Below are 17,227 nucleotides of genomic sequence, written 5' to 3'. Positions count from 1 at the left end.
TATCTCCGCTTCTGACATTTTAAATCAGTTCAGAGGAAGGAGAATACGATCATGCCGACTCAGGTTTATATTTTAATTGCATCAGCCGCTGTGATGTTTTTTGTCATTGGAGGTCTTTCTCTTTTGGCTCATTATTATACCTTAAATGGAATCAAATCCCGCACTGTAGGAGATGGACAACATGGAACGGCACGGTTTGCTTCTAAGCAGGAAATCAAAAATACCTACCGCCATATTCCTTTTCAGCCAGAGAAGTGGAGGAGAGGAGAGGACCTGCCTACAGCAGACGAGCAGGGAATTATTCTCGGCAGCATAGAGGTAAAAAACAGGGTCATAGCATTGGTTGATACAGATGATATCCACTGTCTTATGGTTGGTGCGTCAGGTATTGGGAAAACTGCCTTTTTTCTATATCCTAACCTAGAGTATGCCTGTGCCTCTGGTATGAGTTTTTTGACCACTGATACCAAAGGCGATCTTTACCGCAATTATGGCACCATTGCCCGTGACTACTACGGCTACCATGTGGCTGTTATTGACCTAAGAAATCCTACACGCTCCGATGGTAACAATATGCTTCATCTGGTCAACACATATATGGATCAGTATCTTGCCAATGAAAATAATCTTGTGGCAAAGGCAAAAGCTGAAAAATATGCCAAACTTATTTCTAAAACCATCATTAATTCCAGTGAGGAAAATTATGGCCAAAATCAGTTTTTTTATGATGCCGCAGAAGGACTTCTATCTTCGGTGATTTTACTACTTGCTGAATATATGCCACCTACTAAGGATGATGGAAAAAAAATGGACTGTCGCCATATTATCAGTGTGTTCAAACTGGTGCAGGACTTATTGACTCCCAGCAAGGTAAAAGGTAAAAGTCAGTTCCAACTTCTCATGGATAAACTGCCGCCTGATCATAAAGCCCGCTGGTTTGCCGGTGCCGCCCTTAATTCTGCGGAACAGGCTATGGCGTCGGTACTTTCTACCGTACTTTCCCGGCTCAATGCCTTTCTGGATAGTGAGATGGAACAGATTCTGTGTTTTGAAACAGCTATTGACGCAGAAAAATTCTGTAATCAAAAATCTGTGTTGTTTATTGTATTGCCAGAAGAGGATACAACGAAATATTTTATGGTAAGTTTATTTTTACAACAGTTGTATCGAGAAATTCTTGCGATAGCTGATGATAACGGAGGAAAGCTTAAAAACCGAGTCATATTTTATATGGATGAGATAGGGACCATACCACCAATACAATCGCTTGAACTAATGTTTAGTGCATCGAGATCACGCGGCCTGCTTCTGGTACCGATTGTGCAATCGATAACGGGACAGTTAGTGAAAAATTATGGGAAGGAAGGATCGGAAATAATTATAGATAATTGCCAGGATGTTATATTCGGTGGATTCGCTCCGAACAGCCAGACTGCTGAGGTATTGAGTAAAGCCTTGGGCAGCCGCACTGTCATGAGTGGTAGTGTGAGCCGTGGAAAAAATGATCCTAGCCAATCCCTGCAGATGATGGAGCGCCCACTTATGAATCCGGATGAGTTAAAATCTATTCCTAAAGGGAATTTTGTTGTTATGAAAACAGGTACTCATCCAATGAAGACGAGGCTGAGATTGTTTCGAGACTGGGGTATCCGTTTCGGAGAACCTTATACCGTGGTAGAAAAGGCACACAGAAGAGTCGTGTATGCTGATAAACAGACGCTGGAAGAAAACATCGTCCGAAAGCATACCGCCTGTATGGCAATAGATGAAGAAACTGGAGAGATATTAGGAGGATCAACGGGATTATTTCATGCACAAGTACCAGAATCTCCTGAAGTGCGCCGCCGTACCATACTCAAAACGTGAAGAGGAGTTTTCATGAGTTATTTCAGCCACATTTATTCTGCTTCGCCTGCTGAACTTCCCCATCGGGCGAGGGTTGTTTACATGTATCTGTATGACCGTTCGGGGAAGAAATCGGACTGTTGGCCTGCTGTAAAAACTATTGCTTCTGATTTGCATCTTTCCTGTAGCACAGTAAAGCGGGCCATGAATGATTTGGTTAAAGCAGGGCTTATTGAAAAAGAACCAAGATACCGGGAGAATGGCAGTAAAACATCTAATCGAATAATTTTAAAGAAATAACAGATTGAAGTTCGGTAAAAGGACGGATTTTCCTCCAAGGGGATAATTCGTCTTTTCGCTGAACTGAGGTAGGGTTCATTGTGACCCAACTAGAATCACTCACTTTATAAATATATTTATCACAGAAAAATAGAAATATATTTTTTATTTTATTCTCATTGATATAATTTGAGAAATATAAAGATGTGAATGAATTTATGAAAGAGAGGGGGGACTTAAAGTATGTAGACGATGGCATTCTCGAAGAGATGATTCGTTATATTTCATAAAACTTAGATATGGAAAAATCCACTTCACCGTAAAGTCCATCTTTTAGGGGCCATATCAATCATATTATGCCCCCTCCGATTTGGACAATCTCAATTTACTAATGATTTAAATTTTTTTGCCCCAGATATTATTACATTGTCAGTTATAGGAAATAACCACAACTTTCTCGAATGATTAGCTCATATGGGAGAAATTCCTGACCACCTGTAACGGGCTCATTCTGCAAGAGTGCCAGCAATTTTTGGAAAGCTCTTCTTCCAAGCATTTCTTTTGGCTGTCGGATGGTGGTAAGTGCCGGTTCCCAAAAAGCAGAAAGGTCAATATCATCAAAGCCAACGACAGCACAGTCTTCAGGAACACGCAACCCCTGATCCTTTAGTGCTTTCATTGCACCAATCGCCATAGTATCACCTGCCGCAAACACGGCTGTGATTGTTTTTTTCTTTGCCAGCAATGACCACATCTGATCATACCCACCTTTGATAGAGGGTTCTCCGTAACTAATCAGTTCATTATCAACAGGAATATTGTGTTCTTCAAGTACAGAAATATAGCTGTTTAAACGATCTTGGTATGGACTCTGTTTTGGATCGGCAGAGATGTGTGCAATGTTGCGGTGTCCAAGTCGGACGAGATGGGTCATGAGTGCTTTTGAAGCAGCCACATTATCAATGGATATACTTGGTATTGTGTGATCAGGAACGCATTGTGCCACCATAATCAAAGGATATTTATCGTTAAGTAGTGTTTCTAGTTTTTTTGTCATATTGGCAGAAAGAGAGATGATACCGTCTACCTGTCGTTGCTGGATCGCTTCGAAATAATAGCTTTCGAGTGAAGGCTGACTGTTTAAATCAGCAATAAGCATTTGATATCCCAGGCTTTCCGCTTCTACGCCAATCCCAGATATAATTCCCTGAAAAAAAGAGTTCTTTATAGTTGGAACAATAACGATAACTGCTTTTGTTGTCTGGGTCCGAAGCTGACGTGCAAGTACGTTTGGCTGGTAATTCATTTCTTTAACAATTTGAAGTACTCGTTCTCTTGTCGCAGGTTTGACCATATCCGGATTGCTGAGCACTCTGGATATGGTTGCAGCAGAAACTCCAGCAGCATTTGCCACATCTTTTATAGTTGGTGCATTCATATATATCCTCCAAATAAGTTATAAAGTGTCGAAAGGATTTATGGATTTTTTTCTGAAAATAATTATTTGTGTAATGGATTTCATTATATAGTAATTCAATTATAATTGCAAGAAAAACGTCGAAACTAATATGGTTTGATGCATTTGCTTTTTACAATCGATTACATTTTCTTGAATATCTGTTATAATATTATTAGACAAAAGTTACAAATTAAGGGTCTGAAAATTAGAAGAAATACATAATTGACAACGAATATAATGTGAATTATACTTAAAATACAAATGTAACCGATTTCAAAAAAAGAGTAAAGGAGGGTAAAATGACTTGAAAACGGTTAGATATGGTGGTTGCATGGATTGAGGACATTATCTCAGCATCCTGCCTCACAGCTATCGTCATTATCGCAGCAGGGAGTATATCTTGAAACGACGTGTTACATACAGGTTTTCTTTGGACAGATAAGGTGAATCTCCGGTACTTGTCACCTTTGTTCTGACGATACTGGGATACCGAGTGATATAACCTGTTTATTGAATTCAATTGAAAAGGGGAAAAATATGAAGCTAAGTGCTTGTACTGCAGCCTTCGGCATGGCAGATTTGAAAAAAATTATTGAAACTTCCGCTGAACTCGGGTTTGATGCAGTTGAACTGACCGCAGCACTCCATTTGCCAGTAGAGTCTACAATAAAACGTCGTAAAGAAGTTTTAGGCTGGATTCATGATGCTGGAATTGTATGCAGTGCTCTTCATTATATTTTTGATGGAACCATTCGGTTATTGAGTGTCGATCCAGAGATGATGAAGAAGTCTGTTGCCTATATGAAACAGATAGTGGATCTTGCATATGATCTGGAATGTCCGACCGTTATTGTCGGCAGCGGTGGAAAAACCAGAAGTTTCGAGCCTGACTGGGACAGAGTCTCAGGCGTGAAGTGTATGACTGAGGTAATCCGCCAAGCAGGTCTGTATGCGCAGGAAAAGGGAATCACCCTGGCGATAGAAGCAATCAACCGTTATGAAACCAACTTTCTGAATACCTTGGAAGAGGCGGTAGACTTTGTAAATATGGTCAACCTTCCAAATGTCCGTACAATGGCAGACACCTATCATCAGAATATAGAAGAAGTAAATCCAGCGGATACGATCCGCAAGTATGGTCACACACTGGCAAACCTGCATCTTGCAGATTCCAACCGCCAGGCTCCGGGGGATGGGCATTTTGACTTTGCAGCTGTCGCAGAGGCGCTGCGTGAAGTGGATTTTCAGGGATATTGTTCCTTTGAGGTATTCGGGCTTTATCCATGGAAGCTCTGGTATGACACCTTCGAGGAGTCGGTGGAACATATGGGTAACGGTATCAGACATGCCCGTTCCATTTTTGGCTAGGTATATATTTCGGCTGCACAGTTTCTAAACTCAGAAGCATGGAAAGGATAGATTTTATGAGAAGAGTAGCATTAGTTGATTACGGAAAATTAGAATTACAGGAAAACTGTGAGAGCATTCAAGCACTCAAACCAGGGACTGTAAAGATTGAGGTAACTGCCTGCAGTATCTGTGGAAGTGATATCGCACTTTATCACGGAAAGCGTTCCCTTGAGAATGAGAGATATTTCGGACATGAGTTTTCCGGTATTGTCATTGATGCTGGGGATGGCGCAAATGGAATTAAGAAGGGAATGCGTGTAGCAAGTGAGCTGTCCAGAGCCTGTGGACACTGTTGGAATTGCCGCAACGGACTGCCGAATTATTGCAAGAGTATGAACGACGCGCTTCTTCCGGGAGGATTTTCAGAGGAAACGCTCGTCCTGAATACTCCGGAGTACAGTTTCATCAGCCCGATTCCAGATGCCATTGATGATATTACTGCAACGCTGCTGGAGCCGGCGAACTGTGCTTATCATGCGGTGCGCCAGGCAAATATAAAGCATGGCGAAACTGTGGTTGTCTTTGGCATGGGACCAATGGGCCTGATTGCAGCCCGGATTATCAAGAGCATGGGTGTGGATGTTGTTGTCGGAGTGGATAAGAGTCAGGCACGTCTCGAAAAAATACGCCAGCTTGGATTTGTTGATGTTGTTGACAGTAATGATGAGAACTGGCAGGAGCAGATTCTTGAACGGTGTGGCGCGGAGGGTGCGGACGTAATTATTGAGCTTACCGGCGCACTTCCGGTTTTGCAGAGTGCATTTCAGGTGGTTCGTCGCGGTGGACGTATTGTGGTCGGCAGTGTTTACAGCGGTTTTGCAGATACGGTAGAGCTTTTGCCAATTATGCGCAAAGAGCTGACCATCATAGGATCCAAAGGACCGTATCCGCATCTTAAGACCGATGGAACCTCTGCTGCAGTTGATATTCTGGTAAAACTTCAGGATGACCTAAAGCAGTTGATCAGCGTTTATGATTATAAAGATGCACTTTCGGCGTTCGATGATATGATGTCCGGATCAGCAATCAAAACGGTCATCCGGTTTTGTAAGTAAAATAGTGAAAGAAAAAAATTCAGAAGGAGAAATTGTTATGACTAAAAAAGAACATGTAATGAAATATGGAGGAAAATTCAGCATTGGCGGCGGCGAAGTATGGACAATGCCAAATGGGCATGATGTACATTTTGCATTAAACCCGAAGATGGGATGTCGCGGAGCCAATATTGCAGTTGGTTTCCATAAGCCGGGAAAGGAGTTTGCTCCCCATAAGCACCCAATCTCTGAGGAAATTCTGATCATCCACAGCGGTAAGGGCGAGTGCTATCTTTATGATAAATGGATCCCGGTTGAAGCGGGAGATATTGTATTCGCACCTCCTGGTGTCGAGCATGGAACACGTAATCCGGCAGAAAATACAGAGGACTTTGTTACACTTGGTATCGCAACTCCGCCTCAGTTGGATCTTTATCTGCGTGCGGGCTATGACATCTTGGAGGATAACTCCGGGGAGTATATTGAAGAAGCATAAAAAATTAAATTGGAGGAAAGAAGCATGTTTTTTGATAAATACAGTGAAATGTTAAATGAAACGATTGAGGGTCTTAAAAGAGAGGATATTCAGCAGCTCTTTGATTTGATTGAAGAGACGAGAAATAACGGAAAGCAGCTCTTTTTACTTGGCAATGGCGGCAGTGCGGCATCTGCCTCCCATTGGGTATGTGATTTTGGTAAAGGCATTAACACCGGCGATTCCAAACGCCTTAAGATTTTTTCACCGGCAGATAATGGAGCAATCTTCAGTGCACTTGGGAATGATTGCGGTTATGAAAACACTTTTGTTGAGCAGATGAAGAACTTTCTGGAACCAGGTGACTTGGTATTGACCTTCTCTGTTTCCGGAAGTTCATCGAATCTCGTTGAAGCACACCGTTATGCAAATGAGATTGGTGCAAAAACTGCATGTGTAGTAGCGGATAAGGGCGGTAAGATTATTGATATGTCTGACTTTGCTATGATTATTCCGTCTGGCAATTATGGTGTGGTTGAGGATATCCATGTGATTCTGGGTCATGCGATTTCACAGCAGATTTATGCGGGGAATGCAAGTGCATAAGACATGCTGGAGGATAAATCTATGTATATTGCAGCATTAGACATTGGAGGAACAAAAACCATTGCCGCTGTTCTGGATGAGAAAGGTGTGATTTTAGCACAGGAAAATTTTTCGTCAGTTACTGCCAATCATGAGACACATCTGGAATTGTGTGTACAGGCAATGAAGAATCTAATGCAACGCATGGATTTGATGGCAGAGGACTTCATTGGTCTGGGTGTGTCACTTCCCGGTATCGTGAATAATGAAAGTGGTGTTCTGATTTATGCCCCTTATGCAAACTGGGAAAATGTTGCAGTAGCAGAATTTTTTAGGACAAATATCGGTATTTCAAAGGTAAGGTGCGAGAATGACGTGAACGCCTGTGCCATTGGCGAGCAGAGATTTGGTCTGGGAAGAAATTATACCGATTTTATCTGGATGACAGTGAGCACAGGGGTCGGTGGCGCAGTGGTGGAAGGTTCACAGCTGGTTCGCGGAGGTCATGGTTTTGCCGGTGAGCTGGGACACCTAAAAGTTGAATATAAGACACCGGCACATTGTCCATGCGGTCAGTATGGATGTCTGGAAGCACACGGTTCAGGAACAGCACTGATTCGTGAGACGAGAAAGCGTAAGCTTGAATCACCTGCTTTTGCAAAAGCACTTGATGAGATGGGATTAAAGCCGGATGGAGTTGGATGTGCAACACTTGCAAAGGCAGGAAATACGGATGCTTTGGAGATTATGGATCAGATCGGTACATACTTAGGACGCGGCATTTCCTATTGTATTAACATTTTAGATATTCAGGCAATTGTGATTGGCGGAGGTGTGGCGGCGTCCCTTGACCTTCTGCTTCCATCCATTCGTGCCTCCGTACAGCAAAATGCATTTAAACGGATGCAGGATATTGATATTATAAAAACTCCGCTTGGCTATGAAGCAGCACTTCTTGGCGCAGCATCCTTGGTTCTGGAGAAATAAGAAAAGCGGAATATGAGAGAGGAGGAGGATAACGTGGCGAGATTAAAAGCAGCAGTTATCGGTTCGGGGTTTATTGGTGCAGCACACGTGGAGGCGCTTAAGCGGGTGTCCGGTGTGGATGTAGTTGCACTGGTAGATATTATGGATCCGCAATGTAAGGCTGAGGAATTGGATGTTCCAAATGGATTCGCAGATTATCGTGAGATGATCGAGATGACAAAACCAGATTGCATTCATATATGTACACCAAATAATACTCATAAAGAAATTGCGATGTATGCATTTGAACATGGAGTAAATGTGATCTGTGAGAAACCAATGGCAAGAAATGCGGGGGAAGCGGCAGAAATGCTTACAGCAGCAAAGGCAAGCGGTCTGATCCATGCAGTAAATTTACATAACCGTTTCTATCCGGCGAACCATCAGCTTCGCAATATGATCCAGGATGGTGTCCTTGGTAAAATCTACGGCGTCCATGGCGGATATTTACAGGATTGCTTTTCACAGAAAACAGATTTTAATTGGCGGATGTTATCAGAAAATGGCGGGAATACCCGTGTCACATCCGATATTGGCTCCCATTGGATTGATCTTGCAGAGTATGTGACTGGAAGCAAAGTGAAAGAGGTATTTGCAGAGTTTCAGACTGCGCTGCCGGTCAGAAAGATAAATCAGGCAGGAAAATTAAAGGATGTCCAGGTAGATACCGAAGATACTTCCTATGTTACGGTTCGTTTTGACAATGGTGCAGTAGGAAACGCCGTATTTTCGCAGGTGTATCAGGGCAGTAAAAACCAGACAACGATAAAAGTATCCGGTTCTGAAATCTCTGCTGAATGGGACAGCGAAAGCATCAGTGAGCTGAAGCTGGGGTACCGCAATGAGCCAAATCGCCTGCTGACTAAAGACCGGACCCTGGCTCATCCGAAAACAGCTCCGATCATAAGCTATCCGGGCGGACATGTAGAGGGATTTCCGGATGCATTCAAGCAGAATTTTATTGCCATCTATGGAGCAATTCGTGGAATAAAACCAACAAATCCATATGCAACCTTTGAGGATGGATTACATCAGATGCAAGTGATTGATAAAATGTGTGAAAGCGCAAAAACAGGTCGCTGGATTCATGTTGATTAGGTAACGGGAGGAGGCAATAATAATGAAAGTAGGCATTGTTGCTAATATTTTGCAGGACAAATCACTTGGAGAGGCTCTCGAATATTTCCAGAAAATGGGGATTCAGACAATCGAACCGGGATGCGGTGGTTATGCAGGCAAGTCCCATGTGAATCCTGCAGTTTTACTTGCGGATCAGGAAAAACTGGCAGGTTTTAAGCAGACAATCGAGGATTCCGGTATGACAATCAGTGCACTTTCCTGTCACGGCAACCCGATTCATCCGGATCAGGCGATTGCAGCTGCCCACGATACAGATATGCGAGATGCGGTCCGCCTTTGTAAGGAACTGGGACTTAACACAATTACCTGTTTTTCCGGGTGCGCCGGAGACGGTCCTGACTCAAGATTTCCAAACTGGGTGACTTGTTCCTGGCCGGAGGATTATCTTAAGATTCTGGAATATCAATGGAATGAAATACTGATACCATATTGGAAGGAGTTTGCTGCTTTTGCAAAGGAAAATGGGGTGACTAAGATTGCATTGGAGCTGCATCCGGGATTTATGGTGTATAATTCTGAGACATTGAAAAGGCTCCGTGCGGCAGTCGGATTGGAGATAGGCGTAAATTTTGACCCAAGCCATTTGCTTTGGCAGGGAATGGATCCGGTTTCGGTGATCAGGGAGCTTAAGGATGCGATCTATCATGTGCATGCGAAGGATGTAAGAGTCGATCCAATCAATACTGCCATCAATGGTGTTCTGGATACCAAGCATTACAGTGATGAGATCAATCGTTCCTGGATATTTCGAACGATTGGTTATGGCAATGATTTAGCTTATTGGAAAAATATCTTTTCCACTTTGCGTGCAATTGGATACGATGGAGCAGTGAGCATAGAACATGAGGACAGTCTGGTAAATCGGTTTGAAGGTTTGGAGAAGGCTGTTCGGGTGATTAAAGACTCTCTGATCTTTGAAGAAAAAACAGAGATGTGGTGGGCGTGACCCAGTAACATTACATTTAGGGTCAAAGCAACTATACCAGGCTTGGTTTGCCTGCCAGCAACATATATATTATACCTATACAAATAAGCCTGTTTTATTTCCGCCGCTGGTGCAGCAGAAACAATAAAAAGCATAAAAAATGGTGATTACCGAAGTGTTAAATATCGGGAGTCACCATTTTGCATTTGAAGATGATAAGTTTTTTGTTCATAACATGTGATGGAGCAACTTGATACTACGGAAGAAGCTGAAACGCCAGAAGAGTTGGATATAAGATAGGTTGTAATTTAGTACCTGAGGCTGGTCTGACGGCCATGCATAAGCTGCTCAATAGTTTATGTCATGGCCGTTTTTGAGGGATATAAGGGGCAATAAAATATTCAAAACACAAATAGCATCTTTACTTTTTTTTATCTCTGTGTTGCTGTGAATATCCGCAGCTTTCTCTAATAACGATTTCGTATTCTAAAATATCATGGACGTTTGTCAAAGGTTCCATATTCATCAGGCTGAGAAGTTTGTTAAATGCCGTTTTTCCAATCAGACGTCTAGGTTGGCGGACCGTTGTAAGAGGTGGCTCCCAAAATGAAGATATTTCGATATCATCAAAGCCAACAACTGCATAGTCTTCTGGAACTCGAAATCCTTTATCTTTTAACGCCTTAATTGCACCCAATGCCATAATATCTCCAGCAGCAAAGATAGCACTAAAGGATTTTTTTGAATCCAGAAGCCGCCGTGTCTGGTCGTAGCCGCTTTGAATAGAAGAACTACCATATTGAACAAGCTCCAAATCAATAGCTATTTCATGCTTTGTCAGTGCGGATATGTAGCCATTCATACGGTCGCGAAACAGTATAGAATTAGGATGTCCAGTAATATGAGCGATCTGTGTATGACCGAGTTGAATCAGATGCTCTGTAATTGAGAAAGCTGCGTTGCTGTTATCAATCGTTACATTGGGAATGTTGCAGTTCTCAAGATACTGGCATGCAACAACAATTGGGTATTTTTCAGCAACCTGTTCCATCAGACTTTTGGCAATATTGGCCGACAAAGAGATGATCCCATCTACAGTATGCTGCTGAATCGCTTGAAAATAATAATCTTCAATGCTGGGTTGATTTTGCATATCTGCAATTAGCACACGGTAGTCATGCTCTTCTGCACACTGTTCAATACTGAATAATATTTCGGAAATAAAAGTATTACTAATATCCGGAACAATCACAATAATTGTCTTTGTTTTTTGAGTGCGCATCTGACGCGCTAAAATATTAGGTTTATAATCCAATTCTGCGATAGCTTTCATGACGGCATTATAGGTTGCTGGTTTGACGGATTTATCGTTATGTAATACACGAGAAACAGTAGCGGTGGATACACCTGCAACTTTGGCGACATCTGTTATAGTAGTCAATGTAATATACTCCTCTTTAAATCGATTACATAATTGTCTTTTAAGTAAACATAACAGTGAAATACAATTTTGTCAAGTTGTCTTTAACATAAAATGAGCTTTCCAAAAATATTTTATATTTTAATTTGGAAACAATATAAGTGAAAGGGCATAATAAACAAAAAAATAGATTAAAATTTAGATAAAATTCACATATCAAACAGATTGACAAAGGAAAATAGTAATGTTATGATGTGTTTATAAAATGTAATCGAATACATTGTATCAATAAAAAAACCACTAAAAAACAAATGATACTTAGCAATTTATTCTTTTTTATTATATTTTTTACACGTTTTTTAGTGAAATGATGCAAAGAAAGGTCATTTATTATTATGTTTTTGACACTAAATGTAAAGGATTACATTATGCAGTATGGCATTTATATTTGAGAGTTGAAAGAATAATCAAATTCCATCAGACCTTCTCTAATAGTACGTTGATAATTAAATACAATCGTAAAGTTGATTTTTAGACTCTCGTAAGAGGCTATCGCCAGTTTGTTTTATCTTTTGACTTGCGGTACCTATTGGTGCTGACGGTTTTGGCGTTGTAATTCAGGGGGGTTATCGGCTGAGTGATCTAGAGATTATGTTGAGGTATAGTTGGTTATTGATAGCAGAGGAAACCGAAAACTGGTTCTAAGTGGGCAGTTTTATATTATGTTTACACAAGATGTACATAAGTGTTGTGGAATGATAAGTAGGACTTCCTGACTTTACAGAAAATAGAGAGGAAACAGGGAGAATATGAGAAGAGTAGCACTAATTGATTATGGTAAATTGGAGCTTCAGAATCACTGGGAAGGAGTCGGACAACTGCGGCTTGGAACTGTCAAGGTGAACGTCAGTGCCTGTAGTGTTTGTGGAAGTGATATTGCTTTGTTTAAAGGTAATCGTTCTTTTACAGAGGAAAGGTATTTTGGGCATGAATTTTCAGGAGTTGTGGTAGACGCAGGAGACGGTGCAAATGGTATCGCACCAGGGACGCGCGTAGCTAGTGAATTGTCCAGGACTTGCGGGCAATGCTGGAACTGCCTAAATGGATTGCAAAACTATTGTAAGAGCATGAATGATGCCCTGCTTCCAGGCGGATTTGCAGAGGAGACGCTGGTTCTCAATAGGCCGGATTATAGTTTTATTAGTTCACTTCCACAGGAAATTGATGACGTTACAGCCACATTGTTAGAACCAACGAACTGCGCATACCGTATAGCAAGACAGGCGAATATCATACCAGGGGATCATGTTGTAATATTCGGTATGGGAACGATGGGCTTAATTGCAGCACGTATTCTAAGAGGCATGGGCGCAGATATTGTGATCGGGGTAGATAATAACAATGCCAGACTGGAAAAGATACGTCAGTTAAATCTTTTGGATGTGGTTGATAGCAATGCTCCAGACTGGTTAGAACAGATCAAGGAAATGGTTGGAGACAAAGGTGCTGATATTGTAATAGAAGCGACAGGCGTTGTATCAGTTTTGAAACGTGCATTTGAAGCTGTTCGGCCTGGTGGGAAAATCGTTGTTGCCAGTGTATACCACGAGCTTGCTGGTACACTGGAGCTAACACCAATTATGCGGAAAGAATTAACGATGGTTGGGGCGAAGGGGCCATTTCCCCATCGTAAGACAGACGGTTCGTCTGCATCGTTGGAAACACTGGTTAATATTCAGGATGATTTGAAAAAGTTAATTACTGTTTATGACTATAAGGATGCGCTGAGGGCTTTTGAGGATATGATGTCGGGAGATGCAATTAAGGCAGTAGTAAAGTTTAATTAAAGATAAGATTAAGAATCACTTCCAGCAAGAAAATGAAAGGCGGGTGGTTTTTATATAAAGGAATCAATGAGCCGTATATGATAGGGGCTTAGATTCCAAGAAATTATTATATAAACGGAAGGGGGATAGTAACAATTCAGGCAATTTTTATTTTATCAGGTACTAAGGGAAGAGCATCTTCATAGAACACATTAGAAACAAAAAATTATAAATATAATAAGGAGAAGTGTATTTATGAAAAAAATAATGAAAAGATCGGTTGCTTTTTTAATTGCTGCAGTTATGTGTATTTCTCTTGCGGCTTGTGGATCCACAACGGACAAAAGTAATCCAGCAACAGACAGCGGTAAAGAAGGGGCTAATTACATCAAGGTGGTTATTGCATCTGCAGCTGATCCCGGAAACTATCTTCCGTTTAACGCTACCAACTCTGTAAGAGATCAAATGTCTTACGTTTTCTACGAAGGTCTTTTCGAGGATTATTATAAGACTGGCGAACTGACACCTGTTATTGCGTCTGGATACGAGCGTACCGGGGACGGTGTATATCTCATTACGATGAATGAGAATGTCCATGATTCCCAGGGGAACCCGATTACAGCGGACGATGTTGTATTCTGCTATAACAAGATATTGGAAATCGGTGAAAGAAAGAATGATTGCGGAGAACTTCAGTCAGTAAAAAAAATTGACGACTATAAGGTTGAGATGACCTTTACTCCTGACCTTGTTGGTGCTTTTGAAAGGGTCGTGACAGCGGTTAGTATCGTTTCTCAGGAGGCTTATGAAAAGAGCACGACCGGATTCTCCAGTGATCCGATTGGTACCGGCCCCTATGTTATTAAGGCGTGGCTGCCTGGCTCTTCGATCACCTTTGTAAAAGATGAAAGTTACTGGAACAAGGATGGGGTACTGAATAACCAGAACTGTGATGAAATTGAAGTTCGCTTCATTGCTGAATCAGCTCAGGTGGCGATCGAGCTTGAGACAAGATCTGTTGATTTTGCATACAATCTATCAACCAAAGATGCGGCTGCTTTTGATAACAAGCCCGGTTTTGCCACGGAAACAGTTCCTTATACTATGGTCAGATCGATTGGCTTTAACTGTGACGAATCCAATGTATTCTCTAATCAAAAATTGCGACAGGCTGTCAGCTATGCGATTGACGGGGCTGCTATTATTCAGAGCATTTACGACGGCAAGGGGGCGCTTCCTAACGTTGCGGCTGTTCCTGAAGGCAACTACTTTGTTGACTATGTTGAATCATGGAACGATAGCATTCCTTATGAATATAATCTTGAAAAAGCAAAAGAGCTGATGGCAGAAGCCGGCTATCCTGACGGCGGAATAACCGTTCGACTGATGACTAAGGACATGCCTGAATACCGATCTACCTGTGAGGTCATCCAGGCATATCTGGCGGAGATCGGGATTACGGTTGAAATACTTACTTATGAAAATGCTCTTTACCAGACCTATCGCTATCAGCCTGAGGCATATGACTTTTATCTCTGCCAGGTTGCACCTAACGGTCAGAGCTATGTTCCCTGTGGTTGGAAATGGTATCTACAGGCAGGAGAAGATGGCAAGAATACCTTCTTTTCGGATGATCTTCATATGCAAGAACTACTGACTGCTGCTCTGGGCCGTGATACTCACTCCGAAGAAACGGTTGATGAACTTTGGAAATATATTGAAGAAACCAACTGCATGTATCCATATGCTTACACTTACACCAACTATGTTCATGTAGACGCCATGAAACCATTTATCTTCCTGGGGCAGGACTGTCTGCCTAACCTGAGCACTTATTCTGATAGCTGGGCTAGAAACAAGTAATATCCCTTGTTTATGTTATATGCTAGCCTTTGAAAAGTAGACACTTTTAATTATTGAATGAAAGTGTCTACTTTATGAAAACAGAAAAGGAGTTTTTTAATGAAAAAGTTTATTGTTAGGAGAATCTTCATGATGATCCCGGTTCTCCTGGGTGTTGCATTTCTAATCTTTGCGATTATGTCTTTTACGCCCGGTGATCCTGCTGCAATTATCCTGGGGGCGCAGGCTACCCCGGAAGCGATTCAGGAACTTCGTGAAAAACTGGGATTAAATCAGCCGTTCCTGAGCCGGTTTTTCTACTACATAAAAGGTGTCATAACCAGATTTGATTTTGGAACATCGTATATCAATGGCAGAAATGTGCAGGAAGAAATTCTGATGCGATTTGGCTATACCTTCCGGGTTGCTCTGCTCAGCATGGCATTTGCTTTGGGGTTTGGCGTTCCGCTGGGGATAACGGCTGCTGTTTACAGGAATACCTGGAAGGATAGAGTATCGATGACAATTGCACTGCTGGGTATTTCCATGCCTACCTTCTGGTTTGGTCAGATAATGTCTATTGTTTTTGCTCTTAAGCTCGGTTTATTTCCTGCCAGTGGTGTTGGGGGAATTCAGTTTTATATTCTTCCCTGTTTTACGGTGTCGATGATGGGCATTGCGGCAATGGCAAGAATGACCAGATCGAGCATGCTGGAGGTAATTCGATCGGATTATATTACCACCGCCCGTGCTAAAGGGCAGGAGGAAAGAAAGATTATCTATAACCATGCACTCAGAAATGCACTAATCCCTGTCGTTACCCAGGCCGGTGCGACCTTTGGTATATTGCTTGGTGGCACACTGGTGGCGGAAACTGTTTTTTCCATCCCGGGACTGGGAAGCTATATGATTACATCGATAAATTCCCGTGATTATCCCGCGATCCAAGGTTCTGTCATTTTTATTGCGGCTGTCTTTGGCGTGGTGATGTTGTTGGTTGATATTCTTTACACCGTGATCGATCCCCGAATCCGGGCAGAGTTCAGTAAGGGAGGTAAATGATGAATCTACAGAAAGAAAGCAAGACTCTTAGCAGTCAGACTGCAAAAAAACAATCGATGACGGCAATTATGTTACGCCGATTGAAAAAAAATAAAATGGCAATGGGCGGTCTGTTTATTCTGACATTTATGATGATGATTGCAATTTTTGGACCTCTAATTGCTCCTTACTCTTATACTGAAACAGACTTGTTTCATACGTTTGGATTGCCGAGTCTGCTACATCCCTTCGGCACAGATGAACTTGGAAGAGATATCATGAGCCGTCTGATCATCGGCAGCCGTGCTTCTCTGAAGATTGGTTTTATTTCTATGGCTGGAGCTTCCGTAATCGGTATTATGCTTGGCTCGATCTGCGGTTATTTTGGCGGGAAAGTGGATGCTGTTATCATGCGGTTTATGGATGTTTTTCAGGCACTGCCACCACTTATCCTGGCGATTGCCATCTGTGCGGCGTTAGGTCCCGGCCTCAATAACTGTATTCTCGCAATTATTATAAGTAATATTCCTGGTTTTGTACGTATGACTCGTGCATCTGTCTTAAATATCCGGCGAATGGAATATCTGGAAGCTGCCACAGCTATCAATTGCAGTACGACCAGGATCATTGTAAAGCACATTCTTCCAAATGCTCTGTCGCCGCTAATCGTTCAACTTACTATGGGTGTTGCAAACGCGATTATATCGGCATCAGCAATGAGCTTTATTGGATTGGGCGTTCAGCCGCCGAATCCGGAATGGGGCGCAATGCTGAGTGCGGGCAGAAGCTATATTCGTAACTACCCTCATATGGTGACTTTTTCTGGCATTATGATTATGCTTACAGTGCTGTCATTGAATATGCTGGGTGACGGCCTTCGTGATGCATTGGATCCCAAACTGAAAAACTGATAAGGAGAA

Annotated in this window: 15 protein-coding genes; 13 read left to right on the top strand and 2 right to left on the bottom strand. The window is 42.1% G+C overall.

The window, feature by feature from the left end; genetic code table 11:
• The first annotated feature begins 51 nt into the window (after positions 1 to 51).
• Both QM657_RS03505 and QM657_RS03500 read left to right on the top strand, forming a co-directional pair.
• On the top strand, positions 52 to 1,866 hold the full coding sequence (locus tag QM657_RS03505) for a VirD4-like conjugal transfer protein, CD1115 family (protein WP_415065155.1): 1,815 nt from the start codon (positions 52 to 54) through the stop codon (positions 1,864 to 1,866).
• Between the two features lie 12 nt (positions 1,867 to 1,878).
• Positions 1,879 to 2,145: a helix-turn-helix domain-containing protein gene (locus tag QM657_RS03500; protein ID WP_415065154.1), complete on the top strand. Its 267-nt coding sequence runs from the start codon at positions 1,879 to 1,881 to the stop codon at positions 2,143 to 2,145.
• Between the two features lie 412 nt (positions 2,146 to 2,557).
• Here the strand turns inward: QM657_RS03500 and QM657_RS03495 are convergent, their stop codons facing one another.
• Positions 2,558 to 3,562, bottom strand: a complete 1,005-nt coding sequence (locus tag QM657_RS03495) for a LacI family DNA-binding transcriptional regulator (protein ID WP_415065153.1) — start codon at positions 3,560 to 3,562, stop codon at positions 2,558 to 2,560.
• A gap of 558 nt (positions 3,563 to 4,120) precedes the next feature.
• On the opposite strand from QM657_RS03495, the gene QM657_RS03490 reads away from it, so the two are divergent.
• From QM657_RS03490 to QM657_RS03460, 7 genes are read left to right on the top strand one after another with little or no spacing between them, the layout of a single operon-like run.
• On the top strand, positions 4,121 to 4,951 hold the full coding sequence (locus QM657_RS03490) for a sugar phosphate isomerase/epimerase family protein (RefSeq protein ID WP_415065152.1): 831 nt from the start codon (positions 4,121 to 4,123) through the stop codon (positions 4,949 to 4,951).
• A 56-nt stretch (positions 4,952 to 5,007) separates the two neighbouring features.
• Positions 5,008 to 6,048 carry a zinc-dependent alcohol dehydrogenase gene (locus QM657_RS03485; RefSeq protein WP_415065151.1) on the top strand — a complete coding sequence of 347 codons (1,041 nt, stop codon included), beginning with the start codon at positions 5,008 to 5,010 and terminating at the stop codon, positions 6,046 to 6,048.
• A gap of 37 nt (positions 6,049 to 6,085) precedes the next feature.
• On the top strand, positions 6,086 to 6,523 hold the full coding sequence (locus tag QM657_RS03480) for a cupin domain-containing protein (protein ID WP_415065150.1): 438 nt from the start codon (positions 6,086 to 6,088) through the stop codon (positions 6,521 to 6,523).
• A 24-nt stretch (positions 6,524 to 6,547) separates the two neighbouring features.
• Positions 6,548 to 7,108 (top strand): SIS domain-containing protein, encoded by a 561-nt coding sequence (locus QM657_RS03475; protein ID WP_415065149.1) that lies wholly within the window; start codon positions 6,548 to 6,550, stop codon positions 7,106 to 7,108.
• 21 nt (positions 7,109 to 7,129) lie between these two features.
• A complete protein-coding gene (locus QM657_RS03470; protein ID WP_415065148.1) occupies positions 7,130 to 8,074 on the top strand; it encodes an ROK family protein in 945 nt (314 codons plus the stop codon).
• A gap of 33 nt (positions 8,075 to 8,107) precedes the next feature.
• Entirely contained in the window at positions 8,108 to 9,211 is a 1,104-nt protein-coding gene (locus QM657_RS03465) for a Gfo/Idh/MocA family protein (RefSeq protein ID WP_415065147.1), read from the top strand.
• 22 nt (positions 9,212 to 9,233) lie between these two features.
• Positions 9,234 to 10,199, top strand: coding sequence for a sugar phosphate isomerase/epimerase family protein (locus QM657_RS03460; protein WP_415065146.1), 966 nt, complete (start codon positions 9,234 to 9,236; stop codon positions 10,197 to 10,199).
• A 400-nt stretch (positions 10,200 to 10,599) separates the two neighbouring features.
• Here QM657_RS03460 and QM657_RS03455 read toward each other — a convergent pair whose 3' ends face one another.
• Positions 10,600 to 11,619, bottom strand: coding sequence for a LacI family DNA-binding transcriptional regulator (locus QM657_RS03455; RefSeq protein ID WP_415065145.1), 1,020 nt, complete (start codon positions 11,617 to 11,619; stop codon positions 10,600 to 10,602).
• A gap of 788 nt (positions 11,620 to 12,407) precedes the next feature.
• Here QM657_RS03455 and QM657_RS03450 point away from each other — a divergent pair.
• The 4 genes from QM657_RS03450 to QM657_RS03435 all read left to right on the top strand — a co-directional run bounded on the left by QM657_RS03450 (position 12,408) and on the right by QM657_RS03435 (position 17,218).
• Positions 12,408 to 13,445 carry a zinc-dependent alcohol dehydrogenase gene (locus QM657_RS03450; RefSeq protein WP_415065144.1) on the top strand — a complete coding sequence of 346 codons (1,038 nt, stop codon included), beginning with the start codon at positions 12,408 to 12,410 and terminating at the stop codon, positions 13,443 to 13,445.
• A gap of 234 nt (positions 13,446 to 13,679) precedes the next feature.
• Positions 13,680 to 15,287, top strand: a complete 1,608-nt coding sequence (locus tag QM657_RS03445; protein ID WP_415065143.1) for an ABC transporter substrate-binding protein — start codon at positions 13,680 to 13,682, stop codon at positions 15,285 to 15,287.
• Positions 15,288 to 15,386: 99 nt separating this feature from the next.
• Complete coding sequence (locus QM657_RS03440) at positions 15,387 to 16,328, top strand: ABC transporter permease (protein ID WP_415065142.1); 942 nt, start codon at positions 15,387 to 15,389, stop codon at positions 16,326 to 16,328.
• Complete coding sequence (locus QM657_RS03435) at positions 16,328 to 17,218, top strand: ABC transporter permease (protein WP_415065141.1); 891 nt, start codon at positions 16,328 to 16,330, stop codon at positions 17,216 to 17,218. Before QM657_RS03440 ends, QM657_RS03435 begins: the two co-directional genes overlap by 1 nt.
• Positions 17,219 to 17,227: the final 9 nt, after the last annotated feature.

The sequence above is a fragment of the Lacrimispora sp. genome (assembly GCF_047605665.1).
Lineage (GTDB): Bacteria > Bacillota > Clostridia > Lachnospirales > Lachnospiraceae > Lacrimispora.
The sequence above is the reverse complement of the archived record's forward strand: the minus strand, read 5'-3'. Positions and strand labels throughout refer to the sequence as shown.

Bases quoted from the DNA above. Each gene is read 5' to 3' on its own strand.
- QM657_RS03495 (WP_415065153.1), bottom strand. From the start codon at position 3,562: ATGAATGCACCAACTATAAAAGATGTGGCAAATGCTGCTGGAGTTTCT.
- QM657_RS03500 (WP_415065154.1), top strand. From the start codon at position 1,879: ATGAGTTATTTCAGCCACATTTATTCTGCTTCGCCTGCTGAACTTCCC.
- QM657_RS03460 (WP_415065146.1), top strand. From the start codon at position 9,234: ATGAAAGTAGGCATTGTTGCTAATATTTTGCAGGACAAATCACTTGGA.
- QM657_RS03475 (WP_415065149.1), top strand. From the start codon at position 6,548: ATGTTTTTTGATAAATACAGTGAAATGTTAAATGAAACGATTGAGGGT.
- QM657_RS03435 (WP_415065141.1), top strand. From the start codon at position 16,328: ATGAATCTACAGAAAGAAAGCAAGACTCTTAGCAGTCAGACTGCAAAA.
- QM657_RS03480 (WP_415065150.1), top strand. From the start codon at position 6,086: ATGACTAAAAAAGAACATGTAATGAAATATGGAGGAAAATTCAGCATT.
- QM657_RS03440 (WP_415065142.1), top strand. From the start codon at position 15,387: ATGAAAAAGTTTATTGTTAGGAGAATCTTCATGATGATCCCGGTTCTC.
- QM657_RS03445 (WP_415065143.1), top strand. From the start codon at position 13,680: ATGAAAAAAATAATGAAAAGATCGGTTGCTTTTTTAATTGCTGCAGTT.
- QM657_RS03505 (WP_415065155.1), top strand. From the start codon at position 52: ATGCCGACTCAGGTTTATATTTTAATTGCATCAGCCGCTGTGATGTTT.
- QM657_RS03450 (WP_415065144.1), top strand. From the start codon at position 12,408: ATGAGAAGAGTAGCACTAATTGATTATGGTAAATTGGAGCTTCAGAAT.
- QM657_RS03470 (WP_415065148.1), top strand. From the start codon at position 7,130: ATGTATATTGCAGCATTAGACATTGGAGGAACAAAAACCATTGCCGCT.
- QM657_RS03490 (WP_415065152.1), top strand. From the start codon at position 4,121: ATGAAGCTAAGTGCTTGTACTGCAGCCTTCGGCATGGCAGATTTGAAA.
- QM657_RS03485 (WP_415065151.1), top strand. From the start codon at position 5,008: ATGAGAAGAGTAGCATTAGTTGATTACGGAAAATTAGAATTACAGGAA.